Origin of the sequence: Nocardia sp. NPDC050378 (assembly GCF_040655675.1) — a bacterium.
GTDB classification, from domain to species: Bacteria; Actinomycetota; Actinomycetes; order Mycobacteriales; family Mycobacteriaceae; genus Nocardia; species Nocardia coubleae.
In genome coordinates, this window is the sequence record NZ_JBFAKI010000013.1 from 63,161 (window position 1) to 75,791 (window position 12,631).

12 protein-coding genes are annotated in these 12,631 nt (G+C 67.6%); 7 read left to right on the plus strand and 5 right to left on the minus strand.

Annotated features, from left to right (window positions below; translation table 11 throughout):
- Positions 1-17: 17 nt before the first annotated feature.
- On the plus strand, positions 18-776 hold the full coding sequence (fabG, locus tag AB0I35_RS24720; protein ID WP_357398655.1) for a 3-oxoacyl-ACP reductase FabG: 759 nt from the start codon (positions 18-20) through the stop codon (positions 774-776).
- A 3-nt stretch (positions 777-779) separates the two neighbouring features.
- Here fabG and AB0I35_RS24725 read toward each other — a convergent pair whose 3' ends face one another.
- From AB0I35_RS24725 to AB0I35_RS24735, 3 genes are read right to left on the minus strand one after another with little or no spacing between them, the layout of a single operon-like run.
- Positions 780-1,139, minus strand: a complete 360-nt coding sequence (locus tag AB0I35_RS24725) for a hypothetical protein (RefSeq protein ID WP_357398656.1) — start codon at positions 1,137-1,139, stop codon at positions 780-782.
- Between the two features lie 49 nt (positions 1,140-1,188).
- Entirely contained in the window at positions 1,189-1,992 is an 804-nt protein-coding gene (locus AB0I35_RS24730; protein ID WP_357398657.1) for a metallophosphoesterase, read from the minus strand.
- Positions 1,993-2,034: 42 nt separating this feature from the next.
- On the minus strand, positions 2,035-4,512 hold the full coding sequence (locus AB0I35_RS24735; RefSeq protein WP_357398659.1) for a phosphoketolase family protein: 2,478 nt from the start codon (positions 4,510-4,512) through the stop codon (positions 2,035-2,037).
- A 162-nt stretch (positions 4,513-4,674) separates the two neighbouring features.
- Here AB0I35_RS24735 and AB0I35_RS24740 point away from each other — a divergent pair, with 162 nt between their 5' ends.
- The 5 genes from AB0I35_RS24740 (at position 4,675) to clpX (ending at position 9,647) form a co-directional block, all read left to right on the plus strand.
- Positions 4,675-5,196 carry an FKBP-type peptidyl-prolyl cis-trans isomerase gene (locus tag AB0I35_RS24740; protein ID WP_357398661.1) on the plus strand — a complete coding sequence of 174 codons (522 nt, stop codon included), beginning with the start codon at positions 4,675-4,677 and terminating at the stop codon, positions 5,194-5,196.
- A 142-nt stretch (positions 5,197-5,338) separates the two neighbouring features.
- Entirely contained in the window at positions 5,339-6,703 is a 1,365-nt protein-coding gene (tig, locus tag AB0I35_RS24745) for a trigger factor (protein ID WP_181700579.1), read from the plus strand.
- Between the two features lie 164 nt (positions 6,704-6,867).
- Complete coding sequence (locus AB0I35_RS24750; protein ID WP_220139703.1) at positions 6,868-7,443, plus strand: ATP-dependent Clp protease proteolytic subunit; 576 nt, start codon at positions 6,868-6,870, stop codon at positions 7,441-7,443.
- Between the two features lie 45 nt (positions 7,444-7,488).
- Entirely contained in the window at positions 7,489-8,154 is a 666-nt protein-coding gene (locus AB0I35_RS24755) for an ATP-dependent Clp protease proteolytic subunit (RefSeq protein ID WP_067486212.1), read from the plus strand.
- Positions 8,155-8,366: 212 nt separating this feature from the next.
- Positions 8,367-9,647, plus strand: a complete 1,281-nt coding sequence (gene clpX / locus AB0I35_RS24760; protein ID WP_067486214.1) for an ATP-dependent Clp protease ATP-binding subunit ClpX — start codon at positions 8,367-8,369, stop codon at positions 9,645-9,647.
- A 77-nt stretch (positions 9,648-9,724) separates the two neighbouring features.
- On the opposite strand, the gene AB0I35_RS24765 is transcribed toward clpX, so the two are convergent.
- On the minus strand, positions 9,725-10,534 hold the full coding sequence (locus AB0I35_RS24765) for a hypothetical protein (RefSeq protein ID WP_067486980.1): 810 nt from the start codon (positions 10,532-10,534) through the stop codon (positions 9,725-9,727).
- Between the two features lie 475 nt (positions 10,535-11,009).
- On the opposite strand from AB0I35_RS24765, the gene mihF reads away from it, so the two are divergent.
- Positions 11,010-11,324: an integration host factor, actinobacterial type gene (gene mihF / locus AB0I35_RS24770; protein WP_019045768.1), complete on the plus strand. Its 315-nt coding sequence runs from the start codon at positions 11,010-11,012 to the stop codon at positions 11,322-11,324.
- 70 nt (positions 11,325-11,394) lie between these two features.
- Here mihF and AB0I35_RS24775 read toward each other — a convergent pair whose 3' ends face one another.
- Positions 11,395-12,555, minus strand: a complete 1,161-nt coding sequence (locus AB0I35_RS24775) for an FHA domain-containing protein (RefSeq protein ID WP_357398662.1) — start codon at positions 12,553-12,555, stop codon at positions 11,395-11,397.
- Positions 12,556-12,631 lie beyond the last annotated feature (76 nt).

Genomic DNA, 12,631 nt, shown 5'->3' on the forward strand with positions numbered 1-12,631 from the left:
CCGATAGGGTGGCGCGCATGTCCACTACCTCACGGGTCGCGATCGTCACCGGTGCCGCACGCGGAATCGGTGCCGCCGTCGCGAAGAAGCTCGCCGCCGACGGTCACGCCGTCGCCGTTCTCGACCTCGACGAAGCCGCCTGCGCCGACACCGTGTCGGCCATCGAAGCCGCCGGCGGGACCGCGCTGGCCGTCGGTGCCGATGTGTCCGATGAAGACGCCGTCGCCGCGGCCGTCGAACGGATCGCCGGCGAACTGGGCGCGCCGACCGTGCTGGTGAACAACGCGGGCGTGCTGCGCGACAACCTGCTGTTCAAGATGTCGGTGCAGGACTGGGACATCGTCATGAACGTGCACCTGCGCGGCGCCTTCCTGATGACGCGCGCCGTGCAGAAGTACATGGTGGAGGCGAAGTTCGGGCGCGTGGTCAACCTGTCGAGCACCTCGGCGCTGGGCAATCGGGGCCAGGCCAACTACTCCGCCGCCAAAGCGGGCATGCAGGGCTTCACCAAGACTCTCGCGTTCGAGCTCGGCAAATTCGGTGTCACCGCCAACGCGATCGCCCCCGGTTTCATCGAGACCGAGATGACCGCGGCCACCGCGGCCCGCGTCGGCGTCGACTTCGAGGCCTTCAAACAGGCTGCGGCGGCACAGATTCCGGTGAACCGGGTGGGTACGCCCGACGACATCGCCCACACCGCCGCGTTCCTGGTGAGCGAAGGCGCGGGCTTCGTGTCGGGCCAGGTGATCTATGTGGCGGGCGGTCCCAAGGACTGACGGCTACGCGCAGCGGAAACGGAACTCCGCTCGGGCCTCGGTGCCCGCGGTAACCGTGCGCCGCACCGGTTCGGTGTCGGCCAGGCCGCAGCCGCCCGGCACCGTCGCCACCCGCGCCTCGTAGCAGCCGTCCGGCAGCGCGATGCTCGCGCTGCCGTCGGCGCCGCTCACCAGCGTGGTGACGACCTCTTCGGCGCCGCAGGCGCGAACCTCGATATCGGCCCGGTTGACCGGCATCGGTTCGGAACCGGTGATCGCGCGAACGGTGAGTGTCCCGGTTCCCGGCGGCGCCGGATCGGCGCTCGCCACACCGGCGATCATCAGTGGGGCCAGAACGGACAGTGCGAGCAAACTACGGCGCATGAACCTCTCCTCGTCGATGAGTCGGGTCGTCCGCTGCTGATGGTAGGCGCTAGTCGGGCACCGGTGTGATACCCGCGCGTTCGCACCAGACCTGTTCGGCGGGCACCGAGACGGTGTCCAGCTCCGGGTAGCGCAGAGCCGACAGCGTCCCGCCGAACACCACGCCGGTGTCCAGGCACAGCGTGTTGTTGACCCACCGCAACGCCGTGACGGGTGTGTGCCCGTAGACGACCACCGGCGCGCCCCGATAATCCTGCGCCCAGTCGTAGCGGATCGGCAGACCGTGCACGTCCACCTCGCCGGTGGGCGCACCGTAGAGCGCGAAGGAGCGGGCCCGCCCGGATGTGCTGCCGTGCAGGCTTTCCGGCAGTCCCGCGTGGGCGACGACCAGCCTGCCCCGGTCGAGCAGGTAGTGCCCGGGCAGCTCACGCAGGAAAGCCTGTGCGGCGGCGCGGAATTCGTCGTCCTCGTCGGCCAGTTGGGCCAGTGACTGCTCCAGCCCGTGCGCGATGCGCACATTGCGGCCGTCGAGGGCGCGCACCAGTTTGTAGTCGTGATTGCCCGCCACGCACAGGGCCGTACGGGCCGCGACCATGCCCATGACCAGCCGCAGTACACCGGGCGTGTCGGGGCCACGGTCGACGAGATCACCGACGAACACCGCCGTGCGACGTTCGGGATGCGCGGCCGTGACCGGCCTGTCCTTGTCGTCGCGCTCGATGACGTAGCCCAGCTTCCCGAGCAGTGCCTCGAGTTCGGCGCGGCAGCCGTGTACGTCCCCGATCACGTCGAAGGGACCGCGGAGGTCGCGGCGGTCACGCGGGAGTATGTCGATACGGCGTTGCTCGGTCATCGCCTCCATCGTCGGCCAGCCGCGACCGGTGCCGCAACCGCGTTACGTCACAGTGGGGACCGACGCCTCCGGCCAGGTCCAGTTCGCGACGGCCGGAATGTCCTCGCCGTGCTCCCTGGTCCAGCTGCGCGCCGCGAGCCGGGCGTCGACCATCTCCTGGCGCAGACCCGCCGCCCGCGTGCGTAGGCCGGGCACCCGGTCGATCACGTCGAGCACCAGGTGGAAGCGGTCGAGGTCGTTGAGCATCACCATGTCGAACGGGGTGGTCGTCGTGCCCTTCTCCTTGTATCCGCGCACGTGCAGGCCCGCGTGATTGCGCCTGCGGTAAGTGAGCCGGTGCACCAGCCACGGGTAGCCGTGGAAGGCGAAGATCACCGGCCGGTCGGTGGTGAACAGGGTGTCGAAATGGGGGTCGGACAGGCCGTGCGGATGCTCCTCGGCGGGCAGCAGCCGCATCAGGTCAACGACATTGACGACGCGTACCCGCAGGTCGGGCAGGCGGTCGCGCAGGATCGCGGCGGCGGCGAGTGTCTCCAGCGTGGGGACGTCGCCCGCGCAGGCGAGCACCACGTCGGGGGTGGTGCCCTGGTCGTCGTTGTGCCCGGCCCACTCCCAGATGCCGACGCCGCGCGCACAGTGCACGGCGGCTTCCGGCGCCGAAAGCCAGTCCGGCCCGGGCTGTTTGCCCGCGACCACCACGTTCGCGTAGTGCAGCGAACGCAGGCAGTGATCGTAGGTGGACAACAGGGTGTTGGCATCGGGCGGCAGGTACACCCGGACGATCTCGGGGCTCTTGTTCACCACCACATCGAGGAAACCCGGGTCCTGATGGGTGAAGCCGTTGTGGTCCTGGCGCCACACGTGCGAACTCAGCAGGTAGTTCAGGCTCGGGATGCGGCGTCGCCACGGCACGGCGAGGCTGGCGTCGAGCCACTTGGCGTGCTGGTTGAACATGGCGTCGACGATGTGGATGAACGCCTCGTAGCAGGTGAACACGCCGTGGCGGCCGGTGAGCAGATAGCCCTCGAGCAACCCCTGGCACATGTGTTCGGACAGCACTTCGACCGCGCGGCCGGTCGGTGACAACGCCACATCCCAGCGACCGACCTCGGCCTGCCAGTCGCGGCCGGTCACCTCGAGGATGTCCTGCAACCGATTGCTGGCGAGTTCGTCGGGGGCGAAGGTCAGGAAGTTGTGTGGATTGCGAGCGGTGACGTCACGCAGCCAGCCGCCGAGCACCCTGGTCGGCTCGTGCCTGCTCGCCCCCGGCTGCTCCACCGGCACGCCGTATTCGCGCCAGTCGGGCAGGTCGAGATCGCGGACCAACAGCCCGCCGTTGGCCACCGGATTCAGGCTCATCGGCCGATCGGGAACCCGGTCCAGCAGGGCGGGTACCGGTCTGCCCGCTTCGTCGAAGAGTTCCTCGGGCCGATACGACCGCAACCATTCCTCGAGCACCCGCCGGTGCTCCGGGTCGGTGCGCGCGGCGGGCAACGGGACCTGGTGGGCGCGGAAGGTGCCCTCGACCCGCTCGCCGTCGACCACCGGGGGACAGGTCCAGCCCTTCGGCGTGTGCAGCACGATCATCGGCCAACGCGGGCGGGTGGTGTCGCCGTTCTCGCGCGCGGCGCGCTGGAACCCGGCGATCCGATCGAGGCAGGCGTCCATGGCGGCGGCCATCTTCTGATGCACCCGCGACGGATCGTTGCCCGACACGATCAGCGGTTCGTAGCCGTACCCGCGCAGCAGTTCGATGAGCTCCTCACGGGGGATGCGCGCGAGGATGGTCGGATTGGCGATCTTGTACTCGTTGAGCGCCAGGATCGGCACCACCGCGCCGTCGCGGGCCGCGTTGAGGAATTTGTTCGCGTGCCAGCTGCCCGCCAGCGGACCGGTCTCGGCCTCGCCGTCGCCGATCACGCAGAACACCGTGAGATCGGGGTTGTCCAGCGCGGCGCCGTAGGCGTGCAGCAGCGAATAGCCGAGTTCACCGCCCTCGTGGAACGACCCGGGGGTCTCGGGGGCGCAATGGCTCGGAACGCCGCCGGGGAACGAGAACTGATGGAACAACCGGCGCATGCCGTCGGCGTCGCGGGGGATGTCGCGGTAGAGCTCGGCGTAGGCGCCCTCGAGCCAGGCGCAGGCGTTGGGACCGGGCCCACCGTGGCCGGGGCCCGCGACGAAGACGGCGTTCAGGTCGCGTGCGCGGATCACCCGATTCGCATGCGCCCACACCAGATTCAGGCCGGGCACCGTGCCGAAATGGCCGAGCAGGCGTGGCTTGATGTCGGTGGAACGCAGCGGCTCGCGCAGCAGCGGGTTGCGCATCAGGTAGATCTGGCCGACCGCGAGATAGTTCGCGGCCCGCCACCACGTGTCGACCGCGATCAGTTCCTCGCCGGTCAGCGGGCCAGGGGTTTCGGTGAGCGAATAGGGCTCGGGGGCAAGGGACTCGCCCTCCCCGCCGCCGCCCACGTTGTCGGCGGCGGTATCGCCCTCGCTGTTGCTGAGCCGGGTCATCGCAGACTCTCCTCGCACTCGCCTGAGCTGCGGCGTCGCCCGCCGCCGGACTGGTCGGCGCGCCGGAGGACACCCGGCGGCGCCGGTGGAGAAACGCAGTGCCGAGCCTACCGGTCGTGCCGGTTCGCACCGCCGGACCCGCGCTCCACTACTGTGCGGGCCATGGCTTCTCTCCCCAGGATCATCGGGACCGGACTGGTCGCCCTCGCCGCCCTCGTCAGCGCGGCGTGCGGGTCCGACAGCGGATCGGCCGAATCCGAGGCGGCTCCCACTCGCGAATGCATCGCCGAGGACATCGAGGTGGCGGGCGGCTTCGGTGACCCGCCGGAGATCACCATCCCCGACGACTGCACCCCGCCCAAGTCGCTGCTCGTCAAGGACCTGGTGCCCGGCACCGGACCCGGCGCGGTGGCCATGCAGCCGCTCACCATGAACTACGCGTTGGTCACCTGGTCGGACAAGCAGACCCTCGACAGCTCGTTCAAGCGCGGTGCGCCCTTCGACCTGACGCTCGGCGCGGGCCAGGTCATCGAGGGCTGGGACAAGGGCCTGCTCGGTGTGCAGCAGGGTGCGCGCAGGCTGCTCATCGTGCCGCCGGATCTCGGCTACGGCGAGGGCGGCAACGGCGTCGCGCCCAACGAGACACTGGTGTTCGTCACCGACGCGGTGCAGGTCGGCAGCTAGCCGCCACCGCAACCAACCGCCGATTGCACGACCGCGCGTGCGGTCAACTACCCTGGTCGGGATGCGTGCGTCCGCACCGACTCAGGGCGCGACGCCCCATGCGGGGGCCACCACCATGAACTACGAACCAAGGAGCATGTCCGTGAAGAGCACCGTCGAGCAGCTGAGCCCGACCCGGGTCCGGATCAACGTCGAGGTGCCCTTCGAGGAGCTGAAGCCCGACTTCGACAAGGCGTACAAGGCGCTGGCCCAGCAGGTGAAGATCCCCGGCTTCCGTCCCGGCAAGGCCCCGGCCAAGCTGATCGAGACCCGCGTCGGCCGTGGCGCCGTGCTCGAGCAGGTCGTCAACGACGCGCTGCCCAACAAGTACGCCGAGGCCGTGCAGGCCGGCGAGGTGAAGGTCATCGGCCAGCCCGAGATCGAGATCACCAAGATCGAGGACGGCGACGAGCTGGCCTTCACCGCCGAGGTCGACGTGCGCCCGGAGATCGCCCTGCCCGACTACTCGGGCATCGAGGTCACCGTCGATTCCTTCACCATCGGCGACGAGGACATCGAGCAGCAGCTCACCTCGCTGCGTCAGCGCTTCGGCACCCTGACCGGGGTCGAGCGGGCCGTGCAGGACGGCGACTTCGTCTCGATCGACCTGTCGGCCACCGTCGACGGCGAGGACGTGCCCGAGGCCGCGACCACCGGCCTGTCGCACGAGGTCGGTTCGGGTCAGCTCATCGAGGGCCTCGACGAGGCCGTCATCGGCCTGAAGGCCGGCGAGTCCGCCGAGTTCACCTCCACCCTGGTCGCCGGCGAGCACGCCGGTAAGGAAGCCGTGATCACCGTGACCGTGCAGTCGGTCAAGGAGCGCGAGCTGCCCGAGGCCGACGACGAATTCGCCCAGCTGGCCAGCGAATTCGACACCATCGACGAGCTCAAGGAAGACCTGAAGGGCCGCGTCGAGCGCACCAAGAAGATCGAGCAGGCCGGTCAGATCCGCGACAAGGTGCTCGACACCCTGCTCGAGACCGTCGAGGTGCCGCTGCCCGAGGCCGTCGTCAAGGCCGAGGTCGACGCGGTGCTGCACGACGCCGTGCACGGCTTCGACCACGACGAGGCCAAGCTGGCCGAGGCGCTCGAGGCACAGGGTTCCTCTCGCGAGGAGTTCGACAAGGACACCAAGGAAGCCGCCGAGAAGTCGGTGAAGACCCAGCTGCTGCTGGATGCCATCGCCGAGGCCGAGGGCACCCAGGTGGGCCAGCAGGAGCTCACCGAGCGCATCCTGTTCCAGGCCCAGCGCTACGGCATGTCGCCGGAGCAGTTCATCCAGCAGGTGCAGCAGGCCGGTCAGCTCGGCGCGGTGTTCGCCGACGTGCGTCGCGGCAAGGCGCTGGCCGGAGTTGTCGGTCAGGTGAAGGTCACCGATACCGACGGCAACGAGGTCGACACCACCGAAATGTTCGGTGACCCTGCGGAATCCGCCGAGACCGAGCAGGGCGAAGCCGCTGCCGAGTAACTATTCCCGGCGTGATTTGATTGCGCTGTGAGCGAAGAAGGGCGGTACCGGGAGTTCGGTGCCGCCCTGTTTCGTTAGTGTTTGAGACGACGACGAACCGTAGGCCGTTTGCAATCGGTGAGAAGAGAAGGCAGGTATCCGTGACAATCAACCAGGCAGGGGTCATGACAGCCGCTACTGCTGGTCTCAACCTCAGTGATTCCGTGTACGAGCGGCTGCTGCGCGAGCGCATCATCTTCCTGGGCACCCAGGTCGACGACGAGATCGCCAACAAGATCTGCGCGCAGATCCTGCTGCTCTCGGCCGAGGACGCGACCAAGGACATCTCCCTCTACATCAACTCCCCGGGTGGTTCGGTCACCGCGGGCATGGCGATCTACGACACCATGCAGTTCGCCGAGTGCGATATCAGGACCGTCGCGATGGGCCTGGCCGCGTCGATGGGTCAGTTCCTGCTCACCGCGGGAACCAAGGGCAAGCGTTTCGCGCTGCCGCACACCCGGATCATGATGCACCAGCCGTCGGCCGGTATCGGTGGTTCGGCCGCCGACATCGCGATCATGGCCGAGCAGTTCGCGCACACCAAGCGTGAACTCAACGAGCTGCAGGCGCTGCACACCGGCAAATCGGTCGAGCAGGTGACCGAGGACGCGGACCGCGACCGCTGGTTCACGGCGAAGGAAGCCCTCGAATACGGCTTCATCGACCACGTGGTCAGCCACGCGAACCAGACGAAGTAACCGCCGCCGCGCACCGACACACTCGACTCGACCCTGGAGACAACCATGGCCAATCTGATCGACCCGCGCGCAGGCTTGGGTGGCGCTGCCGCCGCCAACCCGCAGTCGCGCTACATCCTGCCGCAGTTCACCGAGCAGACTTCGTTCGGCGTCAAGACCTCCGACCCGTACAACAAGCTGTTCGAGGAGCGCATCATCTTCCTGGGTAACCAGGTCGACGATGTCTCGGCCAACGACATCATGGCCCAGCTGCTCGTGCTGGAGTCGCAGGATCCCGATCGCGACATCACCATGTACATCAACTCGCCCGGTGGCTCGTTCACCGCGCTGATGGCGATCTACGACACCATGCAGTACGTGCGCCCCGACGTGGTCACCGTGTGCCTCGGTCAGGCCGCTTCGGCCGCCGCGGTGCTGCTGGCCGCCGGTGCGCCCGGCAAGCGTGCCGCGCTGCCCAACGCGCGCATCCTGATCCACCAGCCGTCCTCGGGTGGCGTGCAGGGCCAGGTGTCGGACCTCGAGATCGCCGCCGCCGAGATCGAGCGGATGCGCCGTCTCATGGAGGTCACGATTTCGCGGCACACCGGCAAGTCCGAGGAGCAGGTCCGCAAGGACACCGACCGTGACAAGATCCTGACCGCCGAGGAAGCCAAGGAATACGGCATCGTCGACCAGGTCTTCGACTACCGCAAGCTCAGCGGACAGAAGTGACACGCCCGGGTCCGTCGCCTGCTACCCGGCGGCGGACCCGGTTTTCTGCTACAACCCAACACATCGAACATGCGCGAGTTGTCGACCTGGCTCGCGCACAGCAGGTACGGTCGACTCAGGGACCATTGCTCTGATTGTCGGCACCGAAACGTATTCCGGCCCAATCGGAGGACGAGGGTCGCACTCGGACATAGGAAGTAGGGACCTACGAGATGGCGCGCATCGGAGACGGCGGCGATCTGCTCAAGTGCTCGTTCTGCGGAAAGAGCCAGAAGCAGGTCAAGAAGCTCATTGCGGGCCCTGGGGTCTATATCTGCGACGAGTGCATCGATCTCTGCAACGAGATCATCGAGGAAGAGCTGGCCGAGTCGAGCGAGGTCAAGCTCGACGAGCTGCCCAAGCCCTCGGAGATCCGTGATTTCCTCGAGAACTACGTGATCGGCCAGGACACCGCCAAGCGGACCCTCGCCGTCGCGGTCTACAACCATTACAAGCGCATCCAGGCGGGCGACAAGGGTCGCGACAGCCGGGGTGAGGCCGTCGAGCTGATGAAGTCGAACATCCTCATGCTCGGCCCCACCGGTTGCGGCAAGACCTACCTCGCGCAGACGCTGGCGAAGATGCTGAACGTGCCGTTCGCCATCGCCGACGCCACCGCGCTCACCGAAGCCGGTTACGTCGGTGAGGACGTCGAGAACATCCTGCTCAAGCTCATCCAGGCCGCCGACTACGACGTGAAGCGCGCCGAGACCGGCATCATCTACATCGACGAGGTCGACAAGATCGCCCGCAAGAGCGAGAACCCGTCGATCACCCGCGATGTCTCCGGTGAGGGTGTGCAGCAGGCGCTGCTGAAGATCCTGGAGGGCACGCAGGCGAGTGTGCCGCCCCAGGGCGGACGCAAGCACCCGCATCAGGAGTTCATCCAGATCGACACCACCAACGTGCTGTTCATCGTGGCGGGCGCGTTCGCGGGCCTGGAGAAGATCATCTCCGACCGCACCGGCCACCGCGGTATCGGTTTCGGCGCCGAGGTGCGCTCCAAGGCCGAGGTCGACACCGACGACCACTTCGCCGACGTGATGCCCGAGGATCTGATCAAGTTCGGTCTGATCCCCGAGTTCATCGGCCGCCTGCCGATCGTCGCCTCGGTGACGAACCTGGACAAGGAATCGCTGGTCAAGATTCTCTCGGAGCCGAAGAACGCGCTGGTCAAGCAGTACGTTCGCCTGTTCGAGATGGACGGAGTGGACCTCGAGTTCACCCCCGACGCCCTCGAAGCGGTCGCCGATCAGGCCATCCTGCGCGGCACCGGTGCGCGTGGTCTGCGGGCGATCATGGAGGAAGTCCTGCTGCCGGTGATGTACGACATCCCGGGCCGCGACGACGTCGCCAAGGTGGTCGTGAACGCCGACACCGTCACCGAGAACGTCCTGCCGACCATCGTGCCGCGCAAGGCCCAGCGCACGGAGCGTCGCGACAAGTCGGCCTAGGCCGTCCCCGAACACCACAGCGCCCGCCGGATCCGATCCGGCGGGCGCTGTGCTGTGTGGGCGGTTGTCGCGGTGGGTCAGTTGTCGCGGAACGAAGGCGCCGCCGACACGATGTCCTCGTCGTCCTCGGCGGGAATCTCGGCCGAGGCACGGGCGATGGCGGTGCTGTAGCGCGCGCTGGCGGCGTTGTGGATGAGCAGGGCCACACCGATCATCACCGGGGCCACCGCGTGCACAGCGGCGTCGTACCAGTTACCCGCGCTCAGATGCGGGTAGGTGTTGAGGGCGATGGTGAGCGCGAGCAGGAAACCCTCGGCGACGAACACCTGGGTGCGGTTGCCCATCACGCCCCACTCCGAGACGCGGGTGGTGCCGATCATGATGATGACCAGGCAGACGCTGATCATCGCCTCCAGGCCGAAACTCGCCCAGAACAGCGGGTCGCTCGGACCGCCGGGTGCGATGTTGTGCTGCACGTTCACCGCCGACCACAGCATGCCCGCGATCACCACGCCGGCCAGCGCGCGCAACGACCAGGTTCGGTGCTGGTAGAGGGAGGCCAGCCGGGCGCGCGGGTTGGATTCGCGGCGCTGCGCGGCGATCGCCTTGCGGGCGAGCATGAGGTCGGCCATCTCGGCACGTTCGAGCTCGGCGGTCGTCTCGCGCAGGCGGTCGGCGTGCGTCGAGGCGGCTTTGATCTGCTTCCAGCGCTGATCGCGCTCGTAGGTGCGGATCTTCTCGGCCAGCTCGCGTTCGGCGCGCAGTTCGTCTTCCGAGAGCGCGTCGGTCAGGGCCGGGTCGGATTGATAGGTGATGCGTTGCCGGGCACGTTCCACCCGGACGGGCAACGCGAGGACTTCGTCATCGAGCGGGTGTTCCTCGCGCATCGCAACTCCAGTGTGCAAAAGGGTTCGCCTGGTCGCGTCATTGTTGCGCATCGAGGCGCCCGAGGCACATCCGAGGTCCGGGTCGATCGAACATGCGGATGCCGGAAACTTCTGGCGCACAACTGTGTAGCTGTTTCAGCGGCCGTCGTGGACACGGTGACGAACGATTCGCATCGTTCGCGCCCGGTTGCCGAGGAGCTTCATTGATCCTCCGTGGTTCGCCGTTGAACCTTTGTCCCGTTCGGTGCTTCTGCTGATGATGTCGCTGCCGGTCATCCGCGTGTTACCTGGTGTTCGGAAACTTTCGTTTCGTCCTTTTCGTCCGCCTTGCAGGGCGTTCACCCATTAAGACGGGCTCACCTCGCAAAACTCATCGGCGTATCCTCGCGGTGTGTCGGACTGATGCTGCTGATTTCGTGCTGTTTACTCGGTCCGTCAATCAGATGTTCGAGTGACGAGTGGAAGCGGAGGAGACATGGCACTGCCTACGATGACCGCCGAACAGCGCACCGAGGCGTTGGCCAAAGCGGCTGCCGTGCGCAAGGCGCGCTCGGAACTGATCGGCAAGGTGAAGGAGGGCAAGGTCACCGTCGCCGATCTGCTCAAGAAGGCCGACAGCGACGATCTGGTCAAGAAGACCAAGGTCGCGGCCGTGATCAAGGCGCTGCCGGGCGTTGGCCCGGTGAAGGCGGCCAAGCTGATGGATCAGGCCGAGATCCCCGAGGATCGTCGTATCGGTGGTCTCGGTGCACGCCAGCGCGCGGCACTGCTCGACGCCCTCGAGGCCTGAGCCGGATCGTGATCCGGCGCCCGTGGTGCACCACGCACGGGCGTCGGGATGGTCTCGGGCTCGCCGGAGCTCAGACGCAGTAGGTCAGCAGGAAATCATTGATACGCAGTCGCCAGCCCGGCTGCAGTTCGATCGGGAGGGTGCCGACCCGCGACCAGCGGTCGCTGTCGGGGGCGGCGAAATAGGTGCCGGAGGTGGCGGGCGCTTCGCGGACGAACACCTTGCCCCGGTCGGGATCGACGAAGGCGTGGACCCGCGAGACCAGCCGATCGCGTTCGATCAGGATCGGCGTGGCGGCGGACTGGCGAACGGAATTGTCGCCAGAGGGGTTGCGGCCGAGCACATATGGCCGGTCGAGGGGATAGCTCAGTCCGTCCTCGGTGACCAAGGCGCCCCGCGGACTGGTCGAATTGCCCAGGTGCTCTTGGCTTTTGCGCAGCCCCACCGGCTCGGCACGCTTGGCGGCATCGATCGCCTGTGACCACGCCAGCGGTGCGTGTGCGGCGGGGGAATTGCGCGGACCGGTGCTCACGGTGGCGCCTTCGCCGGAATCGGGCCGGCCACCAACGCTCACGGTCTCACCGTCCGGAATGCTCGTCACCGGTTCGTCGGCCACGGCGAAACCATTGGTCGACGGCTGGGCCGCGACGGGCTCGGCCTCGCTGCGCGGGCGCACCGCCTGGAAACCGGTGGCTTCGGTGGGTGGTGGTTCGTCGATCGCCTCCACCCGGCGCGGTGCGGGACCGCGACGACGGCCGAGGTTGAGCACGAACCCGTTGCCGTTGACGATGCCCGCGCGCAGATCCGTTCGCGGGTTGGCGCTGGTCGGGTCGGCCATCTCGGCCCCGATGGCGATACGGCGGACCGGTTCGCGAATGATCTCGTCGACCCAGGTGAAGGCGCGATCCCCGGCCAGGCGGCGGTTGCCCTCGGCGCCGGAGACCTCCGCGATCACGGTGCCGCGCAACAAGATCAGGATCCCGTCGGCGGTGGGGGCGAGCACACCGAACGGCGGTGGCGCCGACGCGCCGCCGAACACCACCCCGGCCAGTCGCTGGGCGAGTGCCGCACCGGGTGCCGAGGCTGTGGTGTTGAGCGCGACGGTCTCGACCGCACCGAGTAACCGGTCGGTCGACGGTGTCTCGCCGGCCAGATAGACCACGACATCGCCGAACCGAGCGACGATTCCGGTACCGGGCACGATTGCCACGGTGGACGAATGCGCGCGCATCAACGCCTCCTTGTCGGACGGGGTCACTGCCAGCATAGAGGGACACGGCGGGCTCGGAAGCGGGTTGTCGCAGGCT

Excerpts from the sequence above, each read along its gene's own strand:
- AB0I35_RS24765 (WP_067486980.1), bottom strand. The coding sequence starts at position 10,534 with ATGCGCGAGGAACACCCGCTCGATGACGAAGTCCTCGCGTTGCCCGTC.
- clpX (WP_067486214.1), top strand. The coding sequence starts at position 8,367 with ATGGCGCGCATCGGAGACGGCGGCGATCTGCTCAAGTGCTCGTTCTGC.
- fabG (WP_357398655.1), top strand. The coding sequence starts at position 18 with ATGTCCACTACCTCACGGGTCGCGATCGTCACCGGTGCCGCACGCGGA.
- AB0I35_RS24750 (WP_220139703.1), top strand. The coding sequence starts at position 6,868 with ATGACAGCCGCTACTGCTGGTCTCAACCTCAGTGATTCCGTGTACGAG.
- AB0I35_RS24775 (WP_357398662.1), bottom strand. The coding sequence starts at position 12,555 with ATGCGCGCGCATTCGTCCACCGTGGCAATCGTGCCCGGTACCGGAATC.
- mihF (WP_019045768.1), top strand. The coding sequence starts at position 11,010 with ATGGCACTGCCTACGATGACCGCCGAACAGCGCACCGAGGCGTTGGCC.
- AB0I35_RS24725 (WP_357398656.1), bottom strand. The coding sequence starts at position 1,139 with ATGCGCCGTAGTTTGCTCGCACTGTCCGTTCTGGCCCCACTGATGATC.
- AB0I35_RS24730 (WP_357398657.1), bottom strand. The coding sequence starts at position 1,992 with ATGACCGAGCAACGCCGTATCGACATACTCCCGCGTGACCGCCGCGAC.
- AB0I35_RS24735 (WP_357398659.1), bottom strand. The coding sequence starts at position 4,512 with ATGACCCGGCTCAGCAACAGCGAGGGCGATACCGCCGCCGACAACGTG.
- AB0I35_RS24740 (WP_357398661.1), top strand. The coding sequence starts at position 4,675 with ATGGCTTCTCTCCCCAGGATCATCGGGACCGGACTGGTCGCCCTCGCC.
- AB0I35_RS24755 (WP_067486212.1), top strand. The coding sequence starts at position 7,489 with ATGGCCAATCTGATCGACCCGCGCGCAGGCTTGGGTGGCGCTGCCGCC.